This is a genomic window from Pseudoxanthomonas koreensis (genome assembly GCF_041890415.1).
Taxonomy (GTDB): domain Bacteria; phylum Pseudomonadota; class Gammaproteobacteria; order Xanthomonadales; family Xanthomonadaceae; genus Pseudoxanthomonas; species Pseudoxanthomonas koreensis_A.
Window position 1 is genome coordinate 2330593 of the sequence record NZ_CP169056.1, and the last position, 21991, is coordinate 2352583.

At 66.7% G+C, this 21991-nt stretch carries 19 protein-coding genes, 1 tRNA gene and 2 pseudogenes; 2 read left to right on the forward strand and 20 right to left on the reverse strand.

What is annotated here, in order from left to right; genetic code table 11:
* Positions 1 to 23 precede the first annotated feature (23 nt).
* A tRNA-Lys gene (locus ACEJ41_RS10670) sits at positions 24 to 99 on the forward strand.
* Positions 100 to 149: 50 nt separating this feature from the next.
* Here ACEJ41_RS10670 and queC read toward each other — a convergent pair.
* The 17 genes and pseudogenes from queC to ACEJ41_RS10755 form a co-directional block, all read right to left on the reverse strand.
* Positions 150 to 830 carry a 7-cyano-7-deazaguanine synthase QueC gene (gene queC, locus ACEJ41_RS10675; RefSeq protein ID WP_374012254.1) on the reverse strand — a complete coding sequence of 227 codons (681 nt, stop codon included), beginning with the start codon at positions 828 to 830 and terminating at the stop codon, positions 150 to 152.
* 37 nt (positions 831 to 867) lie between these two features.
* Positions 868 to 1527, reverse strand: a complete 660-nt coding sequence (queE, locus tag ACEJ41_RS10680; protein ID WP_374012255.1) for a 7-carboxy-7-deazaguanine synthase QueE — start codon at positions 1525 to 1527, stop codon at positions 868 to 870.
* A gap of 73 nt (positions 1528 to 1600) precedes the next feature.
* Entirely contained in the window at positions 1601 to 2419 is an 819-nt protein-coding gene (gene ybgF, locus ACEJ41_RS10685) for a tol-pal system protein YbgF (protein ID WP_374012256.1), read from the reverse strand.
* 3 nt (positions 2420 to 2422) lie between these two features.
* Positions 2423 to 2935 carry a peptidoglycan-associated lipoprotein Pal gene (gene pal, locus ACEJ41_RS10690; RefSeq protein ID WP_374012257.1) on the reverse strand — a complete coding sequence of 171 codons (513 nt, stop codon included), beginning with the start codon at positions 2933 to 2935 and terminating at the stop codon, positions 2423 to 2425.
* 73 nt (positions 2936 to 3008) lie between these two features.
* Complete coding sequence (gene tolB / locus ACEJ41_RS10695) at positions 3009 to 4328, reverse strand: Tol-Pal system beta propeller repeat protein TolB (protein ID WP_374014124.1); 1320 nt, start codon at positions 4326 to 4328, stop codon at positions 3009 to 3011.
* Positions 4329 to 4788: 460 nt separating this feature from the next.
* A complete protein-coding gene (locus ACEJ41_RS10700) occupies positions 4789 to 5772 on the reverse strand; it encodes a TonB C-terminal domain-containing protein (RefSeq protein WP_374012258.1) in 984 nt (327 codons plus the stop codon).
* Positions 5773 to 5781: 9 nt separating this feature from the next.
* Positions 5782 to 6216, reverse strand: coding sequence for a protein TolR (gene tolR, locus ACEJ41_RS10705; protein ID WP_374012259.1), 435 nt, complete (start codon positions 6214 to 6216; stop codon positions 5782 to 5784).
* Between the two features lie 37 nt (positions 6217 to 6253).
* Positions 6254 to 7033, reverse strand: coding sequence for a protein TolQ (tolQ, locus tag ACEJ41_RS10710; RefSeq protein WP_374012260.1), 780 nt, complete (start codon positions 7031 to 7033; stop codon positions 6254 to 6256).
* 95 nt (positions 7034 to 7128) lie between these two features.
* Positions 7129 to 7518: pseudogene (gene ybgC, locus ACEJ41_RS10715) on the reverse strand (tol-pal system-associated acyl-CoA thioesterase); the annotation flags it as partial.
* A 561-nt stretch (positions 7519 to 8079) separates the two neighbouring features.
* Positions 8080 to 8685: a transposase gene (locus ACEJ41_RS10720; RefSeq protein ID WP_374012261.1), complete on the reverse strand. Its 606-nt coding sequence runs from the start codon at positions 8683 to 8685 to the stop codon at positions 8080 to 8082.
* Between the two features lie 330 nt (positions 8686 to 9015).
* Positions 9016 to 10746, reverse strand: a complete 1731-nt coding sequence (gene pilB / locus ACEJ41_RS10725) for a type IV-A pilus assembly ATPase PilB (RefSeq protein WP_374012262.1) — start codon at positions 10744 to 10746, stop codon at positions 9016 to 9018.
* 127 nt (positions 10747 to 10873) lie between these two features.
* Entirely contained in the window at positions 10874 to 12793 is a 1920-nt protein-coding gene (locus ACEJ41_RS10730) for a sensor histidine kinase (protein WP_374012263.1), read from the reverse strand.
* Between the two features lie 2 nt (positions 12794 to 12795).
* Entirely contained in the window at positions 12796 to 15021 is a 2226-nt protein-coding gene (locus tag ACEJ41_RS10735; RefSeq protein WP_374012264.1) for an EAL domain-containing protein, read from the reverse strand.
* Between the two features lie 247 nt (positions 15022 to 15268).
* Positions 15269 to 16255, reverse strand: a complete 987-nt coding sequence (locus tag ACEJ41_RS10740) for a diaminopimelate dehydrogenase (protein ID WP_374012265.1) — start codon at positions 16253 to 16255, stop codon at positions 15269 to 15271.
* A gap of 247 nt (positions 16256 to 16502) precedes the next feature.
* Positions 16503 to 16748 carry a type II toxin-antitoxin system RelE/ParE family toxin gene (locus tag ACEJ41_RS10745; RefSeq protein WP_374012266.1) on the reverse strand — a complete coding sequence of 82 codons (246 nt, stop codon included), beginning with the start codon at positions 16746 to 16748 and terminating at the stop codon, positions 16503 to 16505.
* A gap of 28 nt (positions 16749 to 16776) precedes the next feature.
* The gene (locus tag ACEJ41_RS10750; protein WP_374012267.1) at positions 16777 to 17076 is read right to left on the reverse strand and encodes a type II toxin-antitoxin system RelB/DinJ family antitoxin; all 300 of its coding nucleotides are present in this window, start codon (positions 17074 to 17076) and stop codon (positions 16777 to 16779) included.
* Positions 17077 to 17409: 333 nt separating this feature from the next.
* On the reverse strand, positions 17410 to 17661 hold the full coding sequence (locus ACEJ41_RS10755; RefSeq protein ID WP_374014125.1) for a pilin: 252 nt from the start codon (positions 17659 to 17661) through the stop codon (positions 17410 to 17412).
* A 29-nt stretch (positions 17662 to 17690) separates the two neighbouring features.
* Between ACEJ41_RS10755 and ACEJ41_RS10760 the strand changes: the two are divergent.
* Positions 17691 to 18583: pseudogene (locus ACEJ41_RS10760) on the forward strand (IS5 family transposase).
* Positions 18584 to 18968: 385 nt separating this feature from the next.
* Here the strand turns inward: ACEJ41_RS10760 and ACEJ41_RS10765 are convergent.
* The 3 genes from ACEJ41_RS10765 to ACEJ41_RS10775 all read right to left on the reverse strand — a co-directional run bounded on the left by ACEJ41_RS10765 (position 18969) and on the right by ACEJ41_RS10775 (position 21972).
* Positions 18969 to 20837, reverse strand: a complete 1869-nt coding sequence (locus ACEJ41_RS10765) for a sulfatase-like hydrolase/transferase (RefSeq protein ID WP_374012268.1) — start codon at positions 20835 to 20837, stop codon at positions 18969 to 18971.
* Positions 20827 to 21450, reverse strand: a complete 624-nt coding sequence (locus tag ACEJ41_RS10770; RefSeq protein WP_374012269.1) for a class I SAM-dependent methyltransferase — start codon at positions 21448 to 21450, stop codon at positions 20827 to 20829. Before ACEJ41_RS10770 ends, ACEJ41_RS10765 begins: the two co-directional genes overlap by 11 nt.
* A 108-nt stretch (positions 21451 to 21558) precedes the next feature.
* Entirely contained in the window at positions 21559 to 21972 is a 414-nt protein-coding gene (locus ACEJ41_RS10775) for a pilin (RefSeq protein WP_374012270.1), read from the reverse strand.
* Between the last annotated feature and the right edge of the window lie 19 nt (positions 21973 to 21991).

Here is a 21991-nt window from a genome sequence, read left to right on the forward strand (position 1 = left end):
GACCGGCCCGCACGCCGGCATCCGGGCCGTTAGCTCAGTCGGTAGAGCATCGGACTTTTAATCCGCTGGTCGATGGTTCGAATCCATCACGGCCCACCAGCCCCGCCCTGGACCTCCTGCATCGCGCCCGGCCGGCGCGGCGTGCAGGCTCAGGCGTAGCGCGTGGGGTCGGCCACGCCGGCATCGGCGAAGCCTGCCGCACGCAGGCGGCAGGCGTCGCAGGCGCCACAGGCATCGCCCCGTTCGTTTGCGCTATAGCACGACACGGTCTGGGAGAAATCCACACCAAGGCGCAGGCCCTCGCGCACGATCGCGTCCTTGCCCATGCGCATCAACGGTGCATGCACGCGGATCCCGGCACCTTCCACGCCGGCCCTGGTGGCCAGGTTGGCCAGGCGCTCGAAGGCCTCGACGAATTCCGGGCGGCAGTCGGGATAGCCGGAGTAATCCACCGCGTTGACCCCGCAGAAGATGTCGGCCGCGCCCAGCACTTCGGCCCAGCCCAGTGCCAGCGAGAGCATGATGGTGTTGCGCGCCGGCACGTAGGTGACCGGGATGCCACCCGTGCCCGCGGCACCGGCGCCATCCACCGGCACGTCGATGTCGTCGGTCAGGGCCGAGCCACCGATGCTGCGCAGGTCCACGTCCACGGTCTTGTGCGCCACCGCGCCCAGCGCGCGGGCGACGCGGTCGGCGGCATCCAGTTCGGAGGTGTGGCGCTGGCCGTAGCGCACGCTCAGTGCGTGCACGGCAAAACCCTGCTCACGGGCGATGGCCAGGACCACGGCCGAGTCCATGCCTCCGGATACCAGGGCGACGGCGTTCTTCATGGGACGTGCTGCATGCGTGGGGTGGACATTGCGGAATTCAGCGGCCGGGTTCGTCGTTCCAGAGGATCTTGTGCAGCTGCATCTGGAAGCGCACCGGCAGGCGGTCGGCCACGATCCAGTCGGCCAGCTCGCGGGGCGACAGCTCACTCTTGCTCGGCGAGAACAGCACGTCGCAGCGCGCGGCCAGGCCGTGCTGCGCCACCATGTCGCGCGCCCACTCGTAGTCGGCGCGGCCGCACAGCACAAACTTGACCTGGTCGCGCGCGGTCAGCAGCGGGATGTTCTCCAGGCGGTTGCGCGCCATCTCGGCCGAACCGGGGGTCTTCAGGTCCACCACCCGCGATACCCGCGGGTCGACCTGGGCGATGTCCAGCGCGCCGGAGGTTTCCAGCGACACGTCATGGCCGGCGTCGCACAGGCGTCGCAGCAGCTCCAGGCAGCGCTTTTGGGCCAGCGGCTCGCCACCGGTGACGCAGACGTGGCGCACGCCGTGGCGTGCGACCTCGGCCAGGATGTCGTCGATCTCCCACCACTGGCCGCCATGGAAGGCATAGGCGGTGTCGCAGTACTGGCAACGCAGCGGGCAGCCGGTCAGGCGCACGAACACGGTCGGCCAGCCGGCGGTGTTGGCTTCGCCCTGCAGGGACAGGAAGATTTCGGTCAGCCGCAGGCGATTCTGCGGCGCGGGGGTATCCATGGGGTGAAATCGTACCGTGCGGGGAGTCGTGGTGCCCGCAAGCGTGGCCTGACCGTCGCGCGGCAGGACCGGATCAGCGCAGCTGGCCGAGCCTGATCGACTGCAGGCGATCGGCGGCGATGCGCGCCGCATCGGTGCCCGGGTAGCGCCCGACCACCTGGCCCAGGGTGCCTTCGGCCTGGCCGATCTGGCCATCGCCGTACTGGGACAGCCCCAGCTTGAGCAGCGCACCTGGCGTCTTGTCATGGGTCGGGTAACGGCCGATCAGCGATTCGAACTGCTGCCCGGCAAGGCGATAGTTGCCGGTGACGTAATAGCTCTCGCCCAGCCAGTACAGCGCATTGGGCGCGTAGATGCCGGACGGATGGGTGTCCAGGAACGCCTGGAACAACTGCGCGGATTCGTCGTAGCGACCGCCCTTGAGGGCATCGAAGGCGACGTTGTAGGCGGCGCGCTCATCCTCGGAACGGGCCAGCGAGCCGGGGTCACCATGCACCCGCGGCGGTTCGGTGGCCTCGGCCACCGGTGCCGGCGTCGGTGCCGGCTGCGATGCCGATGGTTCGCCTGCGCCAGGCGCGACCGGCGCGTCCGGCAAGGCACCACCTTCAAGACGGTTGAGGCGGCCGTCCAGGTCCAGGTACTGGTCGCGGTTGCGCTGCTGCAGTTGCTGGTTCTCGTGCTGCAGCCGCTCCACCGAGTCACGCAGGGCCTGCACTTCGTTGCGCAGCTGGCCCAGCTGGGTGAGCAGGTCCTGGTTGGCCTGGGTGTTGTTGGCCTGGGCCTCGAGCCGGGCAACCCGGTCGGCCAGGCTGAGTCGTTGCGCATGCACGGGCGTGGCGGCCACAAGGGCCGCCACGACCGCAAACATGCCGATGTAACGGCGGTAATGCATTGATCAGCGCGCGGTGTAGACGATCTCGACGCGACGGTTCTGCGCCCAAGAGTCCTCGCTCGAACCGGTGGCCACCGGGCGCTCTTCGCCGTAGCTCACCACTTCCAGCTGGCTGGCCGAGCCGCCGGCAGCCTGCAGGGCCGAGTTCACGGCATTGCCGCGGCGCTCGCCCAGGCCCAGGTTGTACTCGCGGCTGCCGCGCTCGTCGGCGTGGCCTTCCAGGGTGATGCGCGAGGACGGACGGTCACGCAGGTACTTGGCGTGGCAGCCGACGATAGCCTGGAACTCCGGCTTCAGCGAGTCCTGGTCGAAATCGAAGTACACGACGCGCTGGCGCAGGCAGGCGTCGGTGTCCAGGTCTTCCGGACCATACAGGCCGCTGCTGGTGGCCGGCGTGGTCGGGGTGGTCTGCGGAGTCGGCTCGGCGGCCGGCTGCTCCTTGACCTTCTTCGAGCAGCCGATGAGGGCAACGGCGGAAAGCAGGGACACCAGCAGGACACGGGTGGAACTGTTCATGATCATTTCCTTGAAGATGCACACGGGGTGGTGGTTATTACGGGTGGCGCAACGTTGCGGATCTTACCTTTTTTTAACGGGTACTGCGGTAGGGCGACCATGCCGGTTCACGCACGTCGCCCGCGGCCAGGACCAGGCGCTGGCGCACCCGGGCATCGGCCGATACCGCGTACAGCACCCCTCGTCCGCCCTCGCGCGTGGCATACAGCAGCATGCCGCCGTTGGGGGCGAAGCTGGGGGATTCATCCAGCGAGCCGGTGGACACCGTGCTCCAGCGCGGGGACCCCAGGCTGGTGTCCATTATCGCGATCCGGTAGGTGTTGCCGGCCCCCTGGGCCACCGCGATCTTCTTGCCGTCGGATGACACCGATGCGGTGGCGTTGTAGTTGCCCTGGAAGGTGACCCGGCTGGCGCTGCCGCCACTGGCCGCCACCTGGTAGATCTGCGGCCGGCCGCCACGGTCGGAGGTGAAGTAGATCGTGGAGCCGTCCGCGCTCCAGGTCGGCTCGGTATCGATGCCGAAGTGGTTGGTCAGCTGGGTCAGCTGCTTGCTGCCCAGGTCCATCACGTAGATTTCCGGATTGCCGCTGCGCGACAGGGCCAGCGCCAGGCGCCGGCCATCGGGCGAGAACGATGGAGCGCCGTTGATGCCGCGGAAACTGGAGACCAGCTCGCGCGCGCCGGTGGCGATGTCCTGGACGTAGATCGAGGAATTGCCACGCTCGAAGCTGACGTAGGCCAGCTTGCGCCCGTCCGGGCTCCACGCCGGCGACAGCAGCGGCTCGGCCGAGCGCACCACCGTCTGCGGGTTCCAGCCGTCGGAGTCGGCCACGATCAGCGCAAAGCGCATGGCGTCGCCACTGCCGCTGGCGGTGACATAGGCAATCCGCGTCCAGAACGCGCCGCGCATGCCGGTGATCTTCTCGTAGATGGCATCGGCCATCTGGTGGGCGACATCGCGCATCGCGCTGGCGCGGGCGGTCATGGCCAGGCCCAGCAGGCGCTCGGAACGGGCCACGTCGAACAGCTCGTACTCCACCCGGTAGCCGCCATCGCCGGCGTCCAGCACGCGCCCGACCACGATGTAGTCCTGCTTGAGCTGGCGCCAGGTGGGGTAGTCGATTTCCCCGCCGCGGGTTGGCCGCTGCACCATCTGCGCCTCGGGCAGGGTGCGGAACTGGCCGGAGCGGGCAAGGTCGTCACGCACCACCTTGGCCACGTCGGTGTCCGGGGTGGCGGTCGCGCCTTCGTAGGCCATCGGCACCACCGCAATCGGCAGCGCCGAGGCATTGCCGCCGACGATGTCGATCTCCAGGGCCTGCTGCTGGGCCACGGCAAACGCGGGGATCAGCAGGCAGACGAACAGGCACAACCAGCGCAACGAAGCTTTCATGGGCAGGGTCATCGGGAGCGAGGGGCCGTACAGGGATACCAGCCGGCGCGTGAACATTTTCGCAATCATGAACGAAGGACGTGTGAACGCCGGCTGCACGCCGGCCACGCAGCCCGCATCGCCCGCCGCCCGCGCCCCGCGCCACACAGGCACGCCACCCCGTGTAGGAGCCGGTCTTGCCGGCGACCGCGACGCGGCGTGACGCTCAGGGCACCGTGACGCGCGGGAGGTCGCCCGCAAGACGGGCTCCTACAACAGCAGGCACGCCACCTCGTGTAGGAGCCGGCCTTGCCGGCGACCGCGACGTGACGCCACAGGGCACCGTGACGCACAGGAGGTCGCCCGCAAGACGGGCTCCTACAACAACAGGCACGCCACCCCGTGTAGGAGCCGGTCTTGCCGGCGACCGCGACGCGGCGTGACGCCCAGGGCACCGTGACGCGCGGGAGGTCGCCCTGCCCTAGCGGTCCTGCGCCTGGAAGTGGAACACCAGGTTGCGGTTGAACACCGACTCGAAGCCGCGATACGGCAGCGGCTGGGCACGCAGCACCGCCGCTTCCAGCGAGCGCTTGCCGGCTTCGTCGTAGGGGCAGCTCGGGTCCACCTTGGCGTCCATCACCTCGCCACCCGGCAACTGCCGGATCAGCAGGGTGCACTTCTGCCCCAGCGGCACCGTGTCCGGACGGATCCACTGGTTGAGGACCGCCTGCTGGATCGCAGCGGCGTACTTGGCGGTCAGGTCGTCGCTGGTCCCGCCCTGCCCGGGCGTGCCCTGGCTGGCGGTGGCCTGGGCCGGGCGCTGCTGCGCCTGCTGCAACTGGCGCAGGCGCTGCTCGGCCAGTTGGGCCTGGCGCGCGGCCTGCTCGCGCTGGCGGCGGATCTCGGCCAGCTTTTTGTCGCGCTCGGCCTGCTCGGCCTGGGCGGCCAGGCGGCGCTGGGTTTCGGCTTCCTTCTGGCGCTCGCGCTCGGTCAGGTCGATCTGCTCCTGGCGGCGACGCTCTTCCTGCTCGCGCTCGGCCATCTCGCGCGCAACCGCGTCGCGCCGGGCCTCGTCCTGGTCCACGGTATCGGGCTCGACGATGAAGTCCTGCGCCTTCTGCTGCGGCGTGGTCGGCGCATCCTGCGGGCGAGGTGCCAGCAGCGGCTGCGGCGGCGGCACAGTGTCTTCCGGCGCGGGCTCGGCCACCGGCGCCGGCAGCGGCTCGGGCTTGGGTGCCTGTTCGGCACGCGCCTGCGCGGCCTGCACGTCCGCCTGCGAGAACTCCAGCGAGGCCTCGATCACCGGCGAGCCTGCGGCCGCCTCCACCTGGCGCTGCGGCGACCACCACCACCCCAGCCAGAACAGCAGCGCCACCGCCACGTGCAGCGCCACGGCGGCGATCAGCGGGCCGGTGAGCCCGCCTTCGCGGTCGTCCGGATTGCGATAGAAGGCGTCAGCGTGCATGGACGCGGCTCAACGCGCGGTGTTCCCGGGCTGGCTCATCAGGCTCACCCTGGGGACGCCGGCCTGCTGCACCAGCGCCATGGTGTCCATGACCTTCTGGTACTCGACCCCGCCCGGCGCGGCCACGAACACCGGCACCTCCTTGTTCTGGGCCACGAAGGCGGCAAGGCGCGCGCTCAGCTCGGTGGCATCGATGCCCTCGGCGTTGCCGCCCTGCACGGTGAGGTAGTAGCGGCCCTCGGCATCCACCGTGACCACCACCGGGTCGCGCTTGCTGTCCACCGCGCGCGCGTTGGAGCGCGGCAGGTCCACATCCACGCTCAGGCTCAGCAGCGGCGCGGTGACCATGAAGATGATCAACAGCACCAGCATCACGTCGATGTAGGGCACGACGTTGATGTCGGATTTGAGCTTGCGCCGCTTGCGCATGATGGTCGGGTTCATCGGCTGCTCCGTGCGGGCCGGCGGGGACGCGGCGCGGTCACTCTTCGGTGCCTGCCTGGCGCTGCAGGATCGAGCTGAATTCGTCGGCAAAGCTTTCGTAGCGCTGCGCCAGGCGGTCCACCCGGGTGGTGTAGCGGTTGTAGGCCCAGGTTGCCGGGATCGCCACGAACAGGCCGATGGCAGTGGCGAACAGCGCCTCGGAAATACCCGGCGCCACTGCCGCGATGCCCACCTGCTGGCCCTGGTTCACCATGTCGTGCATGGTCACCATGATCCCGAACACGGTGCCGACCAGGCCCACGTAAGGGGCGTTGGAGCCGATGTTGGCCAGCAGCTCCAGGTTGCGGTCCAGCAGGCCGACCTCGCGGGTGTAGGCCACGCGCATGGCCCGCTGCGCGCCTTCGAGCTGGGCGCGCGGGTCGTGGTGGCGCTTGTCGCGCAGGCGGGTGAACTCGCGGAAGCCGGCCTCGAAGATCGCCTCCAGCCCGCTCACCACCCGGTTGCGGTCGGCGGCCGCGGCGAACAGCTTGACCAGGTCGGCGCCGGACCAGAACCGGCCCTCGAACTCGTCGGCAGCCTGGTCGGCGCGCTTGAAGCCGCCCAGCTTGCGGAAGATGATCAGCCAGCTGATCAGCGAACCGACCAGCAGCAGCAGCACGATCAGCTTCACCGGCAGGCTGGCGCGCAGCATCAGGTCCATGTAATTGATGCCGCCATGGCTGGCAGCCGCCGTGGCGGCCTCGACCGCGACCGCGGCCGCCTCCTCGGGCAGTGCCTCGACCACGGTGGCCAGCAGGGCCAGGGTTGCTCCGATCATCCTTCGGTTTCCTTCTGCGTTGTCGTGTTGTCACCGCCGCCTGCGGCACCGCCGGCGGCTTCCCGCACCTCACCGCCAGCCATCGGACCGGCGAGCAGGGATTCCAGTTCCCCATGCAACCGCCCATCGATCGGGCACGGACGGAAATCCGCCGCACGCAGCGAGGCCACCCTGACCTCCGCCTCCAGCAGCACCTGGCCCTCGCGCAGGATGCGCTGGGCGAACACCAGGCTGGCGCGCCGCACCTGCACCACCTGCGCGGTCACCTGCAGCAGGTCGTCCAGCCGCGCCGGGCGCAGGAAGTCCAACCGCATCGAGGCCACCGCAAACAACTGCCCGGCCTGCTGCAACTCCTGCTGGCCATGGCCCATGGCCCGCAGCGCGTCGCTGCGCGCCCGTTCCAGGAAGGCCACGTAGCGGGCGTGGTAGACCACGCCCCCAGCGTCGGTATCTTCCCAGTACACGCGTATCGGAATGCTGAACATCGGGAGCCCGGCAGGCGGATGAGCCGCAAAGCATGACCGGTCCCGGCGTGACGGGCCAGCATGGGCCGGCCATTGCAGGAGCCCGCCTTGCGGGCGACCTCGTGGCGCGGAACGACTCCTGCCGCGTCATACCGCGCCGCGGTCGCCGGCAAGACCGGCTCCTACAGGAGGCCTGCCCGGCGGTCGCGAGGCCGGCATGCGTCCCGGTGGTCGCGAGGCCCGGCCATTGTAGGAGCCCGTCTTGCGGGCGACCTCGCAGTACGGAACGACCCCTGCCGCGTCACGCCGCGCCGCGGTCGCCGGCGAGACCGGCTCCTACAGGAGGGGCGGTCGGCGGGAGGTCCGGCCGTTGTAGGAGCCCGTCTTGCGGGCGAACTCGCAGTACGGAACGACCCCTGCCGCGTCACGCCGCGCCGCGGTCGCCGGCGAGACCGGCTCCTACAGGAGGGGCGGTCGGCGGGAGGTCCGGCCGTTGTAGGAGCCCGTCTTGCGGGCGACCTCGCAGTACGGAACGACCCCTGCCGCGTCACGCCGCGCCGCGGTCGCCGGCGAGACCGGCTCCTACAGGAGGGGCGGCGGCGACGCGGCCGGCTCCTGCATCCAGATGCAATCCCAGAAGGGGTAGTCGCCGGGACGGTCCACCAGGCCGGCGCGCACGGGGTTGGCGATGATGTACCGGGCCACGCTGCGCAGGTCTTCATCGCGCCGCAGCGCATGGTCGTGGAACGCGGGTTCCCATACCGGCCCGGTACGGGCAAGCACGCGGTTGGCATGGACGCCGCTTGCCGATTTCATCCGCCCCACCACGCTGCCCAGGGGTTCGTGCTGCAGTTGCAGCAGCCAGTGGGCGTGATCCGGCATCAGCACCCACGCCAGCAGACGCGCATCCGCCAACGCCGTGGGCTGGAGAAACCCGCGCACCGCCGCACATGCGACATCGAAACCGGCGAAGTACGCGCGCCGCCCGCAGGTCACGGCGGTCAGATGGTAGACCTGCCCGGGCGCCGAAGCGCGCCCCCGGCGCAGTGCCGCATGGCCACGGCGAACGGGTGACGAAGCTGTGTTCATGCGTGCAGGGTGGTCCCCCCGCACGCATGCACCAATCGGACGAATGCGCGGGCGCAGGTAGGAAATCCCCGGCGGTCGCGGTGGTGGCGAGGCCGGCATGCGTCCCGACGGTCGCGAGGCCCGCCGTTGTAGGAGCCCGGCTTGCGGGCGACCTCGCGGTACGGAACGACCCCCGCCGCGTCATACCGTGCCGCGGTCGCCGGCGAGACCGGCTCCTACAGGGGAAGCGGTCGGCGGGAGGCCCGCCGTTGTAGGAGCCCGGCTTGCGGGCGACCTCGTGGTGCGGAACGGCCCCCGCCACGTCACACCACCCAGCGGTCGCCGGCGAGGCCGGCTCCTACAGGGGGCGCGTTCCGGCGGTGGCGAGGCCGGCATGCGTCCCGGCGGTCGCCGGCGAGGCCGGCTCCTACAGAAGATGCGTCCGGGGGCTCAGTCCTTGGTGACGCGGTTGATCTCGGCCAGGCTGATGATGCCCTGCCGCACCTTGAGCAGGGCCGAGCGGCGCAGGTCGTTGATGCCGGCGCGCGTGGCCACTTCGGCGATCTGCATGGCGTTGCCGCCTTCCAGCACGATGGCCTGGATCTCCTCGCTCATCGGCATCACCTGGTAGATGCCGGTGCGGCCCTTGTAGCCCTCGGTGCAGTCCTCGCAGCCAACCGCCTCGTACACGGTGAACCCGGTCTTGATCTCGTCTTCGGTGAAACCCTCCGCCAGCAGGGCATGCTCGGGCAGGACCACCGCCTTCTTGCACTTGCTGCACAGCCGTCGCGCCAGGCGCTGGGCGATGACCAGGGTCACCGACGAGGTGATGTTGTACGGGGCGATGCCCATGTTCATCAGGCGCGCGATGGTCTGCGGGCCGTCGTTGGTGTGCAGGGTCGACAACACCATGTGGCCGGTCTGCGCAGCCTTGATCGCGATTTCGGCCGTTTCCAGGTCGCGGATTTCGCCGACCATGATGATGTCCGGATCCTGGCGCAGGAAGCTGCGCAGCGCAGCGGCGAAGGTCATGCCGCGCTTGACGTTCTGCTGCACCTGGTTGACGCCCGGCAGGCGGATTTCCACCGGGTCCTCGACCGTGGAGATGTTGCGCAGGTCGTCGTTGAGGATGCCCAGCGCGGTGTACAGCGACACGGTCTTGCCCGAGCCGGTGGGGCCGGTCACCAGGACCATGCCGTAGGGCTTCTGGATCGCATCCATGAACAGCTTCTGCTGGTCGGGCTCGTAACCCAGCTTGTCGATGCCCAGCTTGGCCGCGCTGCCGTCCAGGATACGCAGCACCACCTTCTCGCCGAACAGGGTCGGCAGGGTGCTGACGCGGAAGTCGATCTGCTTGGTCTTGGACAGGTTGAGCTTGATGCGGCCGTCCTGCGGCACGCGCTTCTCGGCGATGTCCAGCTGCGCCATCACCTTCAGGCGCGCGGCGATGCGCTGGCTCAGCTTGACCGGCGCGCGGGCCACGGTCTTGAGCAGGCCGTCGATGCGCACGCGCACGCGGTAATCGGTTTCGTAGGGCTCGAAGTGGATGTCCGAGGCGCCGCGGCGGATGGCGTCCACCAGCGCCTTGTTGACGAACTTCACCACCGGGGTGTCGTCGCCCTTGGCATCCACGCCAGAGTCGGAACCGGCGTCTTCGTCGGTGCCCACCTCCAGCGAATCCATGCCGTCGTCATCGTCGTCACCCAGCGCGCCGGAGAACTGGTCGCCGGCGTTCTGCCACTGCTCCAGGGTGCGGCGGATCTGGTCATCGTCGACCAGGATCGGTTCGACCACCAGGTTGGTGTGGAACTGGAGTTCGGCCAGGGCGGCGGTCTGGGTCGGGTTGCTGGTGCCCACGAACAACTTGCCGCCGCGCTTGAACAAGGGCAGCACGTGGTGCTTCTGCACCAGCTCGTCGCTGACCAGCTTCATCGCGTTCTGGGCCGGATCGAACGTGGAAGCATCCAGCAACGGCATGCCGAACTCGATCGCGTTGGCCGCGGCCAGTTGCGCGGCGCCCACCAGCTTCTTGTCGGCGATCCACTGGGCCAGGGGCACCTTGGCCTCGGAAGCCTGGGCCATGGCGGCACGCGCCGCCGCCTCGTCCATGGCGCCGTCCTGCACAAGGCGCCGGGCAATGCCGGTGATGCCAACCAGATTGGCGGATACCGCAGCGTTCATTCAGTCGTCCCCGGGAGGTGCCCGGGAAAAGATAGCGCAAACCGCGCGTGATGGTGGCGCCCATTCACGCTGCAGCCCCGGGCGCGATGCCGCCACCGGATGCAGCGGGCCACCGGTGGCCGTCGTCCTAGGTGACCACCGGGCGGTCCGGGCCCACCCGTGGCACGCGCACGATGAAGACGGTGCCGCCCGCCGCGCCGGCATCGCCTTCACCGGCGCTGCCGATCTCGATGCGCCCGCCCAGCACCTCGGTGACGATCTGGTGGACGATGTGCAGCCCCAGGCCAGTGCCACCCCGGTTGCGGCGGGTGGTGAAGAACGGCTCGAACACCTGCGCGCGGTGTTCCGGGTCGATGCCGCGCCCGGCATCGGCCACCTCGATGCGCACCTGCCCGGGCCCGTCGGCATGTGCGCTCACCCGCACCCGGCCCGGGCCGCCGTCGGGATAGCCATGCAGCAGGGCGTTGCCCAGCAGGTTGGAGACCACCTGCTCCAGCGGGCCGGGGTAACTGTCCATGGCCACCCCGGGCTCCAGCTCCAGTTCCAGCACGATCCCCTCGATCGGCTCGCCGCGGCGCAGGCGCGGGTCGGCGTCCAGCACCACCTCGGCCAGGTCGAAGCGCCGCTTCTCCAGCGAGGCGCGGTCCACCGCCACCTGCTTGAACCGCTGCACCAGCGCCGATGCACGTTTCAGCTCGCCGTCGGCCAGGTCGCAGGCGGCGCGTGCCGAATCCAGGAATGCATCCAGCTCAGAGCGCCGCAGCCCGGAGCGCAATTGCTGCTGCAGCGCCTCCACGCCGGTATCCACGGTGCTCAGCGCCAGCCGCGCGCTGGCCAGCGGGGTGTTCATCTCGTGCGCCACGCCGGCCACCATCAAGCCCAGCGAGGACAGCCGCTCGGCGCGCGCCAGGTCGTGCTGTGCAACCTGCAGGTGCTCGTTGGCCAGGGCCAGGGCGTCATTGGCCTGGCGCAGGCGGCGCACGTAGGCGGCCTCGCGCGCCAGGCCGCGCGCCTGCCCCATCACCACCAGCAGCACCAGCACGGTCCCCACCGCTGCCAGGCCGAGCATGATCGCCTTCCAGCGCGCCTGCGATGGCGCCGGCCGGTGCACCAGCACCCGCAACCCGGCAACGCTGGGGTCGGCATGGGCCAGCAGGTCGCCGTCGGCGCCGCCCCAGGACGCGTGCAGGGTGGAGAAGCTCCAGTTGCGCCAGTGCCCGGACGGCTGCCGTTGCATCAGCCGCCACAACTCCGGGTACTGCTTTTCCACCGTGCGCTCGGGCGACCCAAGCAGCCAGCCCCAGGCATCGCCCGGTTCCGGGCCGATCAGCCAGCCACCCTGCGGATGCACCAGGTACAGGTGGAAGCCATCCTGGCGCGCCTGCTCACGCAGCCGCTGCAGCAGGATCTCGCCGTGCACGTTGACCACCGCCACGCCGGTGCTGCCATCGGCCATCACGAACGGCGCCGCGGCGCGCAGGGTGGGCCGCAGCGGTTGTTCGATGCGGCCGTTCTCCACGTTGAGGTCCAGCGGCGACAAGTGCACCTGGCCCGGCTGCAGGCGCAGGCCGTGCTCGAAGAACGGCCGTCCACTCTTGTCCTGCAGTGCGGCCATGCGCACCTGGTACACGTGGCCACGGTCCTGGTCCAGGCGCAGCTGCTCCATCCCGCCGGCATCGATCCAGCGCACCTTGTGGTATTCGCCGCCGGCAAGCAGGAACGCGGTGTAGGTATGGGCCAGCGCCGAATCGGGCCGCCAGCCGTCTTCGGCCAGGCGCGGGGTGACGTTGGCGAGGAAGCGGGTGTCGTCGCGCAGGCGCACCGCCCAGCGCAGGATCGAGCGCGCCGCGCCCTGCACCGCATCGTGCCCGGCCTGGCGCTCGGGCGCGCTCACCGCGCGGTCCACCTCGTACCAGAGCAGCGGCAGGCCGACCAGCAGCCCCAGCAGCCAGGGCGCAGCCACCACCGCCACCCGTCGCGGGCGCGACCGCAGCGCTACCCAGCACTCGCCCAGGTAGCTGCGCAGCGCGCTCCAGTTGGCGCTCACGCTCAGGCGGCTCCGGCCTGCGCGCGCAGGCGCTGCAGGAAATCCTCCAGCGGCTCGGGCCGTGCGTACAGGAAGCCCTGTGCACACGGGCACCCCTGCTGCCGCAGCCAGGTGGCCTGGGCCGTGGTCTCCACGCCCTCGGCCACCACGTCCAGGCCCAGACAACGGCCCAGGGCGATGATCATCTCCGACACGGTGCCGTCCACCGCGCCCTGGTCGATGCTGGCGATGAAGTGGCGGTCCAGCTTGAGCCGGGTCACCGGCAGCGAATGCACGTAGCGCAGCGAGGAGTAGCCCATGCCGAAGTCATCCACCGCCAGCGGGAAGCCCAGCGCGCGCAAGCGCCGCAGCACGTTGCGGCCGGCCTGGTAGTCGCTCATCACCACGCCCTCGGTGATCTCCAGTTCGAGGCGCCGTGGCTCGATGCCGTACTGCGCGAGCAATTGCACAAGTTCCTCGACGAACTCGCGGCGGCGCAACTGCAGCGGCGAGACGTTGACCGACACCGGGATATCCGCGAACCCCGCCTGCGCCAGCGCCTGCAACGCCTGGCACGCCTGCTCGGTCACCAGCCGCCCGAGCGGCACGATCAGGCCGCTGGCCTCGGCGATGGGGATGAACCGTGCCGGCGGCACCGGCTGGCCGTCCTCGGTCCAGCGCGCAAGCACCTCGGCACCAACGATGCGTCCGTCCTCCAGGCTCACCTGCGCCTGCAGCGCAATGTGGATGCGATGCTCGCGCACCGCGCGGTACAGCGCACGCGACTCCAGGAAGCGGGCACGGTTCTCGGCCTCGCCTTCAGTCACGTATTCGGCCAGCTCGCCGCGATTACGGGCCCGGCGCAGCAGCAACAGCGCCACGGCCACCACCCCGCGAGCCTGGCCGCTGTAGCGGTCCAGGTCCACGCGCGCCGCGTCCACGCCCAGGAACGGCAGCGCATGGTCGTCCTCGCCCTGCTCCAGCGCGGCTACCGGGTCGGCGGCCAACTGCGCACTCGGGCCGAGCACGGCGAAGGTGCCTTCGTGCAGCCGCGCCACCATGCATGGCGGGGGATACAACTGGCGCAGGCGCCCGGCCATGCGTTGCAGCAGCAGATCGCCCTGCTCGGCCCCCAGCGCCAGGCTGCCATGCGTGTACTGGCCCAGGTCCACCGCAAGCAGGCTGCAGCCGCGCGCCGATGGCGCCGCCAGCACCCGCTCCAGCTCGCGCTCCAGCGCATTGCCATTGGGGATGTCCAGCAACGGGTCGCAATAGGCCACGTGGTCCAGGCGCGCGGCCAGGTCCACGTTGATCAGGCCGGCGTTGGCATGCAGCGCAAACACCCGCAGCAACTCGCGCTCCTCGTCGTCCAGGACGCGGTCGGTGGCCAGGTACACCGCGGCCTGCGGCGCCAGCTCGCCACCATCGAAGAACAGCACCTGGCCGTCGGCGCCTTCAAGCGAGGTCTGCCGTTGCAGCGCATCGAGCAGCGCCTGGCGGATGGCCGGATCGCCGATGGCCTCCAGCGGCTGCATGCACAGCGCGGTGAAGCGGCCGGCCGCACTCACCACCCGGGCGCTGGACAGGGGCGCATCGCGGTGCTCGGCGCGCACGCACACCATGCCGTCCGCCGGCACCTGCAGCAGTTGCGCCAACTCGTGCAGCATGTGCCCGGAAAATTCGCCCAGGTCATGCACGCCCGCCAGCTGGCGCCCGGCATGCACGATCTGCTGCAGCCCGCGCTTGGTCCGGCCCAGCGCGCGGATCTCGCGCCAGGTACGCAGTGTGCCGGTGACGATGCCCTGCAACCGCTCGCGGTACAGGTCGGTCTTGAGCCAGTAGTCGCTGATGTCCAGTTGCTGCAGGGTCTGCCGCATCGGCGCCATGCCCGGCTGGCCGGTGACCAGCACGATGCGCACCTCGGCATTGCCCAGTTGCTCGCGCACGCTGCGCACCAGGCGCAGGCCGGCATCGTCGGTTTCCATCACCACGTCCAGCAGGATGGCCGACACATCGGGCGTGCGCGCCAGCAATTCCTCGGCCTCGGCGGCGGAGGATGCGGTGAGCAACTGCAGGGGGCTGTCGTCGAACCGGAAATCGGAAAGCGCCAGCCGCAGCGAATGCTGGAACGCCGGGTCGTCGTCCACGCTCAGCACCGTGAACGGCGCGGCCACGCCCGCGTCGGCGGCCGTCATCTCCGGCTGGAACTCGAACATCCTGTCATCGCCCGGAGGGGCGCTACTGCTCATGTCCCATCCCCCCTTGGCCTACGCCAAGTCGACACGTGCAGCCGCAGCCTAACCCAGACACCCCGGAACGCGCGACCTGATGGCACCGTCAGTGCCATGGCCTTCACATGAGGGGAACGGCAATGCTCCGCCGGTGCCTGGATATCACGTTGTCCGCAAGCAGATCCTGGCTCGCTCAACAGACAACATGATGTCCGCTATTTTCACCCCGCCATCCGCCGGACCCGGCGGTCCGGGCCTCCCGCCTTCAGAGCAACTCCGCGCGCAATGCCTGCGCGGACTTGGGCGACAACAAGCCCGGCGCCACGTCGAACACGGTACGCGCGCCCACTTGCCCGTCCTGGCGCATCCGGTGCACCGCCCGTGCATAGGCCACCAGCACGCTGGCAGTGAACTGCGGGTTGCTGCCCAGCGCCAGCCGGTACTCCACCACCTGCGCCTGGTCGGCATCGGTATTGCCGCTGCGGATCACGAAGCCGCCATGCGGCATCGCCGCGTGGTCGCGCGCCAGGGCCTCGGCGGAAATGAAATGCACCGTGGTGGCGTAAGGCTCGAAGTAATGCGGCATCGACACGATGGCCTGGCGCACCTGCTCCGGGTCGGCGCCATCCTCCAGCACCACGTGGCATTCGCGCACATGGCGCTCGCGCACCGACAGTTCCGGACGCTCCCCGGCGCGCACCCGCGCAATCGCATCCTCGGAAGGAATCGTGTACTGCACCCCGCCGGCCACGCCCGGCACCCGCCGCAACGCATCGGAATGGCCCTGGCTCAGCCCGTGGCCCCAGAACGTATAGGTGGCGCCCTCCGGCAGCAGGGCCTCGCCGAACACGCGGTTGATCGAGAACAGCCCCGGGTCCCAGCCGCAGGCAACCAGCGCCAGCGTGCCGCCGGCACGCGCCTGCGCATCCACCGCCTCGAAGTACTCGGGGATGCGTGCATGCGTATCGAAGCTGTCCACGGTGTTGAACCGCGCCGCGAACGCCGGGCCCTGCACCGGCAGGTCGTCACGCGAGCCGCCGCACAGCACCAGCACGTCGATATCACGCTCGCGCCCGGCCAGCGCATCGATCCCGAACACGGGCGTGCCCGCATGCAGCGGCACCACGTCCTGCGGCGCGCGCCGGGTGTAGATGCCCACCAGTGACATGTCCGCATTGCGGGCGACGGCCGCCTCCACCCCACGGCCCAGGTTGCCGTAGCCGGCAACCGCGATACGAATGGCACCACTCATGATGATCAGCAAGGCTCCATGGACGCAGGCCCGCGGGGACACCGGCACCTGCCGGCAGCTCGCCATCGGACCAAAGCGCCCATTGTCGCCCACGCGCGGTTGCGCGCCGAGCCCGCCCCTTGCACGGGGCCTGCCACCTTTGTAGGAGCCCGTCTCGCGGGCGACCTCGCAGCACGGAACGACCTCGGCGCGTCACACCTCGCCGCGGTCGCCGGCAAGACCGGCTCCTACAACAGCGCGGCAACGATCAGGACGCCGTCGACGGCCATTGTTGGGCTGCATGCAGCACGCGCAGGATGGTCACAACGTGAGGGGCTTCCCTGTAGACGACAATGTAATTTGAACGGACAACCATTTCTCGCGTACCCGCGATACGTCCCGCCCGATACAGCTTGGGATGGCCCGGCAAGGCGGCTGCCTTGACTTCGATGTCATCCTTCAACCGCTGCGCAGCATCCGGGTTGTCGTCCGAGATGCGGTCGACGATGGCCAACAAGTCGGCACGTGCCGCCTCTTGCCACTCAAGAACCGGCACCGCGTTTCCGGTCGATCAGCGCTTGGGCGTCGTCCATGACCTGTTGGTGCGGGATCGCCGGGCGGGTGTCGGTCAGGGCCTCCTGAACCTTGGCGCGAAACCAGGCGTCATGGGTCTGCGGGTCGGCGGTGAGACCAGCCGGCAAACCGCCTTCCTTGGTGACACGAGTCAGCAGGATGCGTACCGCATCTGAGATGGTCAGGCCGACGTTGGCCAGCGCTTCGCTCGCCTCTGCCTTCAGTTGTTCATTGACGCGGACATGCAGCATCGAAGTCCGGGCTGTCATAGAGGAACTCCACAGGATCTGGCGGTTCTATCCTGCATCTCAATTGAGATACGGTCAAGAACCCAAGTCTGCCCCCCCCCCCCCCCTGTAGGAGCCCGTCTCGCGGGCGACCTCGCAGCACGGAACGACCTCGCCGCGTCACACCTCGCCGCGGTCGCCGGCGAGACCGGCTCCTACAACAGCGCGGCTACGCGCGAGCGCCCTTGTAGGAGCCCGCCTTGCGGGCGACATGGAGCGCCGTGCGCAGCGTGGTCGCTGCAGGCGATGGTGCGGGGAGCGCGGCGACAGCGGTCGCCGGCAAGGCCGGCTCCTACAGCGGGGCCGGCGTGGGCCTCAGGCCCGACACTCGGAGGGCACGTGCTTGTTTTCACCGGCGGTGCGCCGGCAGGCCCACTGGACCGGCTCATCGAAATTGTAGGTCGGTGCCAGGGTCAGGGTGACCGAGCCAGCAGCGGCCGTCGTGGTGACGGTAATGACGCCGTTGCCTACACAGGCCAGAGTAGAAACATTGGCCGTCGGCGCAGCCAATCCTGGTACGGCACTGCAGGCACTAGGGATGCTCTGAACAAATCCTTCGGCGACAATAGCGCAAGGTTCGACGGATGACGACGATGATGCAGCTGAGCTTCGGCGACGCGGAACACACGAACAAGCGCAAGAAGACGCGGCGCGAGACCTTCCTTGCGGAGATGGAGCAGGTGGTGCCGTGGAGTGGTCTGCTGGCGTTGATCGTTCCGCACTATCCGAAGACGGGCCAGCGCGGCCGGCAGCCGTACCCGCTGGCGACGATGCTGCGCATCCACTTCCTGCAGCAGTGGTACGCGCTGAGCGATCCGGGCATGGAAGAGGCGCTGTACGAGATGCCGGTGATGCGCCGCTTCGCCCGTCTGGGCGGGCTGGACAACATTCCGGATGAGACGACGATCCTCAACTTCCGGCGACTGCTGGAGACCCATGAGCTTGCGCCGCAGATCTTGGATCGGGTGAATGCCCATCTGGCACGCAAGGGCCAGAGCCTGAAGGCCGGCACGATCGTGGATGCGACGATCGTTGCGGCTCCGAGTTCGACGAAGAACAAGGATGGCGAGCGCGATCCGGAGATGCACCAGACGAAGAAGGGCAACCAGTGGCACTTCGGGATGAAGGCGCACATTGGCGTGGACGAGGAATCGGGCCTGGTACACCACGTGGAGTGCACGGCGGCGAACGTGAATGACGTGACGCAGGTGCACAAGCTGCTGCACGGCAAGGAAGAATTGCGGAGAAGCCGTCGAAATTGCGTGCGATGAAGAACAGGCGCGAGCGGGGTTACGCCGAGCGCTGGGAGCACTTCAAGGCCAGCGTGCGGGCGAAGGTGGAGCATCCGTTCCGGGTGGTGAAGCGCCAGTTCGGCTACACCAAGGTGCGCTACCGCGGCCTGGCGAAGAACACGGCGCAGGCGGTGATACTGTTCGCGCTGTCGAACCTGTGGATGGCGCGGCGACGTTTGTTGCAGCCGACGGGGTAACTCCGTCTGGCGGACGGGGAAACCCGTCGAGAACCGCAAAAAATGGCGTAATTTTGATCAGATCGAGGTCGATCGAGCGCTTCGAGGCTGGAGTACGGGCGTCAAAGCGCTTTGATCAGACCTTCCCTAGTGTCCAGTGCGGCAGCGACGTGAATATTCTCCGTCACCAGTCCCTGTAACCACCTGAGAGCACGAAAGCTTCTGCCACCCGCGCCCCGAGGTTGCCAAAGCCGGCAGCGGCAATGCCGATGACGGTACTTAGATGGCCGGCGACGCTCCCTGGGTGCGGCTCGAGGATTCACCGACGCAAGTCAGCGCGCCTATGAGGCCGAGCAAACGGCCACTATTGCCCAACTTGACCTCTCCCAAAGGGTCAAGGCTCCCGCTACTTGAAATGAGCCAAAACAAGCATGCTTGCCGCCGCCTGACTCCGCCAACTAACAAGTAATTCCGGCGGAACATCTTCAAGGGAGGCACGCACTTCAACACGACCCTCAATACGAGTGACAAAATCCACACCTGTATCCTGATTCCGCCGATACTTCCACACAGCACCATCCGCTGATAAATGGTATATACCAAAGTCGGGGCCTTGCTGGATCTTTATCTCCCGGGGGGACCACTTATCGTGTAGAGCCCGCCCTTTCCAGATTGGGACAGCGGGAAGGCCAAGTTCACGAAGTATCGTTGGCGCTATATCAATCTGGCCCACCAATTGATGGCCAGGAAAGTCAGGCCCCTCATAGCCATACCTTAGCAACACAAGAGGAATATCCAAAACCCCTTCGTCCAGTCCGTATTGGTGTGAAAAAAACCCATTTTCCCCAAGCATCTCTCCGTGATCTCCGGTAATCACGACCAGCGCATCATCTAGGTATCCCTTTTCCTCCAGACGTTGAAGAATTTTCGCAATCACGCTATCCCAACACGTGACTCCATTATCGTAATAATTAACTGCATGCACTGCTTTGTTTGGCGTGGGCGGGCGGTTTGGACTGCCACCAGGCCATGCGTAATAGTTGCTAGTCGGCTGATATGGACTGCAGTCCCGCTTTCGCTCGCCCAGCCCATGGGTGGACATCAGGTGAAACTGGAAAGCTGATGCTTCGCCAGGAACTGCTTGGGGAATCGACTCCAGATGATCCAATATCAATTGATCATCATTCATGTAACGAACATCCTGATGAGTCCCGTCGAAATAAGTGTCCAATTCCCCGTACATACTGCGCAAGCCGTAAAAATTGGTATGGTCACCCCCAAGCACGAAATGAACCCGGTAACCACTTTCCCTCATAACCTCCTGGAGGGTGAATGGCGCGGACCCCAGATCAGAAACGGGCCTAGATGAGGCTATTGCCATCAATCCACAACTAGATTCAGCACACGCTGACCGCACGTTCGGCACAACGTGACCCTGATGGCGCCTGACCAATGATTCCAAGTTGGGAGTTGTGTTTCGCTCATATCCGTATACAGACATATGACCTGCACGAAGCGCATCCCCGACAATCAGAATCAAATTCCTTCCCAGGTGCTTCTGCACAGCGATATATTCGCTTCTCGCTATGTTCTCCTTAGCATCTAAGGCGGCCGAATCTGCGAGGCGATGACTCTGGAGCCCCCCTGTCTTTGCAGTAATAAAGCTCAGCACTGCCGGCTCCGAAGGGTGCTCGCCCCCTCCTTGGCAGAACGACGTCAAGCGAGCCAAAGAAGTCAGAATGAGAGCAATCGCCGCCAATATGGTTATGCCCGAATTGGCACGCCGAAACAGGCGTTTAACCCAATCTCTAGGTGTAATCAATATATATATAAATACGAACAATACCGCTAGAACCATGCCTGACAGAGATAGCGGCAGCCACGCAGGGATCCCTAAGGCCCCAAGCAGGTGTGGCAACTGCTTCGCATACGCCCAAATAATGCCCCAAGTTGTAACTCTCCCCCAGGAGTTCAGCCCAATCAGGACTAAGGCATACCAAAACACTATCGCAACCAGCGGGAGCAATATCAGGAATGCGGAAAGCCCCCTGCAGAACCACTCATTCCTTATGAAGCGCCCCGCCAGAGCGCGCAACCCCAAAGGCATGGCCAATACCGCCAAGACCACCTTAAGATGAGGGAAGATTACAGCAGAAGGGGCATGAAACTGGTTTACATAAAAATAAAGGAAAACCACCACCGACAATGCATACGATGCAAGTTCGATAGCAAACGAGGCATGCCAGCTCGACCCCAGCCTCTCGCTACTTTCCATTACGGATTACAACTAACCGAGACAGCCCTAGCATATTTACCTCCTCGACTTTCTCGATTGTCCAGTCCGGATGAGGCACATGCTGGTCGAAATTAAATTCCGACCGAAACCCTATACGGTCTGCAACAGAACGGGTAATTGCTTCAAGTACACGCCACCCGCGCTGACCACTAAAATGATTTGCGACCAAGATATAGCCATTCGGCTTACACACCCTGCGAAGCTCGTCCATGAAGCGCGCTGGGTCGGGGGTCACGGATAGCACGTAAGGAACCGTAACGAGATCAAAGCTACCGTCCTCAAACCCCAAGTGTTCTCCATCCATTTCATGAAGAGTGATTTTGTGGTTTCGTAGAATTGATGCCGCCTCTCTGGCTCGATCAAGCATTTCCCGGGACACATCAACACCCACTATTTCAGCATCGGCGGGATATCTGCTCAACAATAAACCGGTCCCCACGCCAACCTCAAGAAGCGTGCCTGGCGTCAGGCGGCACACTTCATCAGCAATCCTTTTTCGGCCCTGCTCCAGGACCTTTCCAAAAAGAAAGTCATAGACGGGGGCATACCTTTTATACGCCGTGACGACATCGCCGCTAGAAATCGCTGTCATGTTATGCGGGCAACCCAATCATCAATCACCAGAGTGGAATCCTGAGGACAAATGCAGCCAGATTATTTAGCCGGTAAACTATCGAATTAAAAGCGCTCACGGGCAGCCTCAGGAACGACACTCTGCCGGAACGTACTTGCTATCCCCGACAGCAAGCATGCACGACCACACTACAACCTGATTTGGATCATATGCAGGCGACAACCGAAGTGTAACTGATCCAGCCACACTCGTGGTTGTCACGGTAATCACGCCATTTCCTATACAGGCAACAGATGCGACATTCTTCGTAGGCGACGACTGAGCAGGAGCAGCGTTGCAAGCAGTCGCGTCAACCGCATTAGCAATGTGAATATTTTCGGTGACTATGGTCTTCGCAGCGCCGGCCAGTATGATTGCCTCACTCACTCTAGCCCTAACCGTGAAGTCCTGGTAGGCCGGTAGAGCTACTGCAGCCAAGATGGCGATAATCGCAACCACGATCATCAGCTCGACTAAGGTAAAACCGCATTCACGTTTCATGACGCCCCCCCCTGATGGT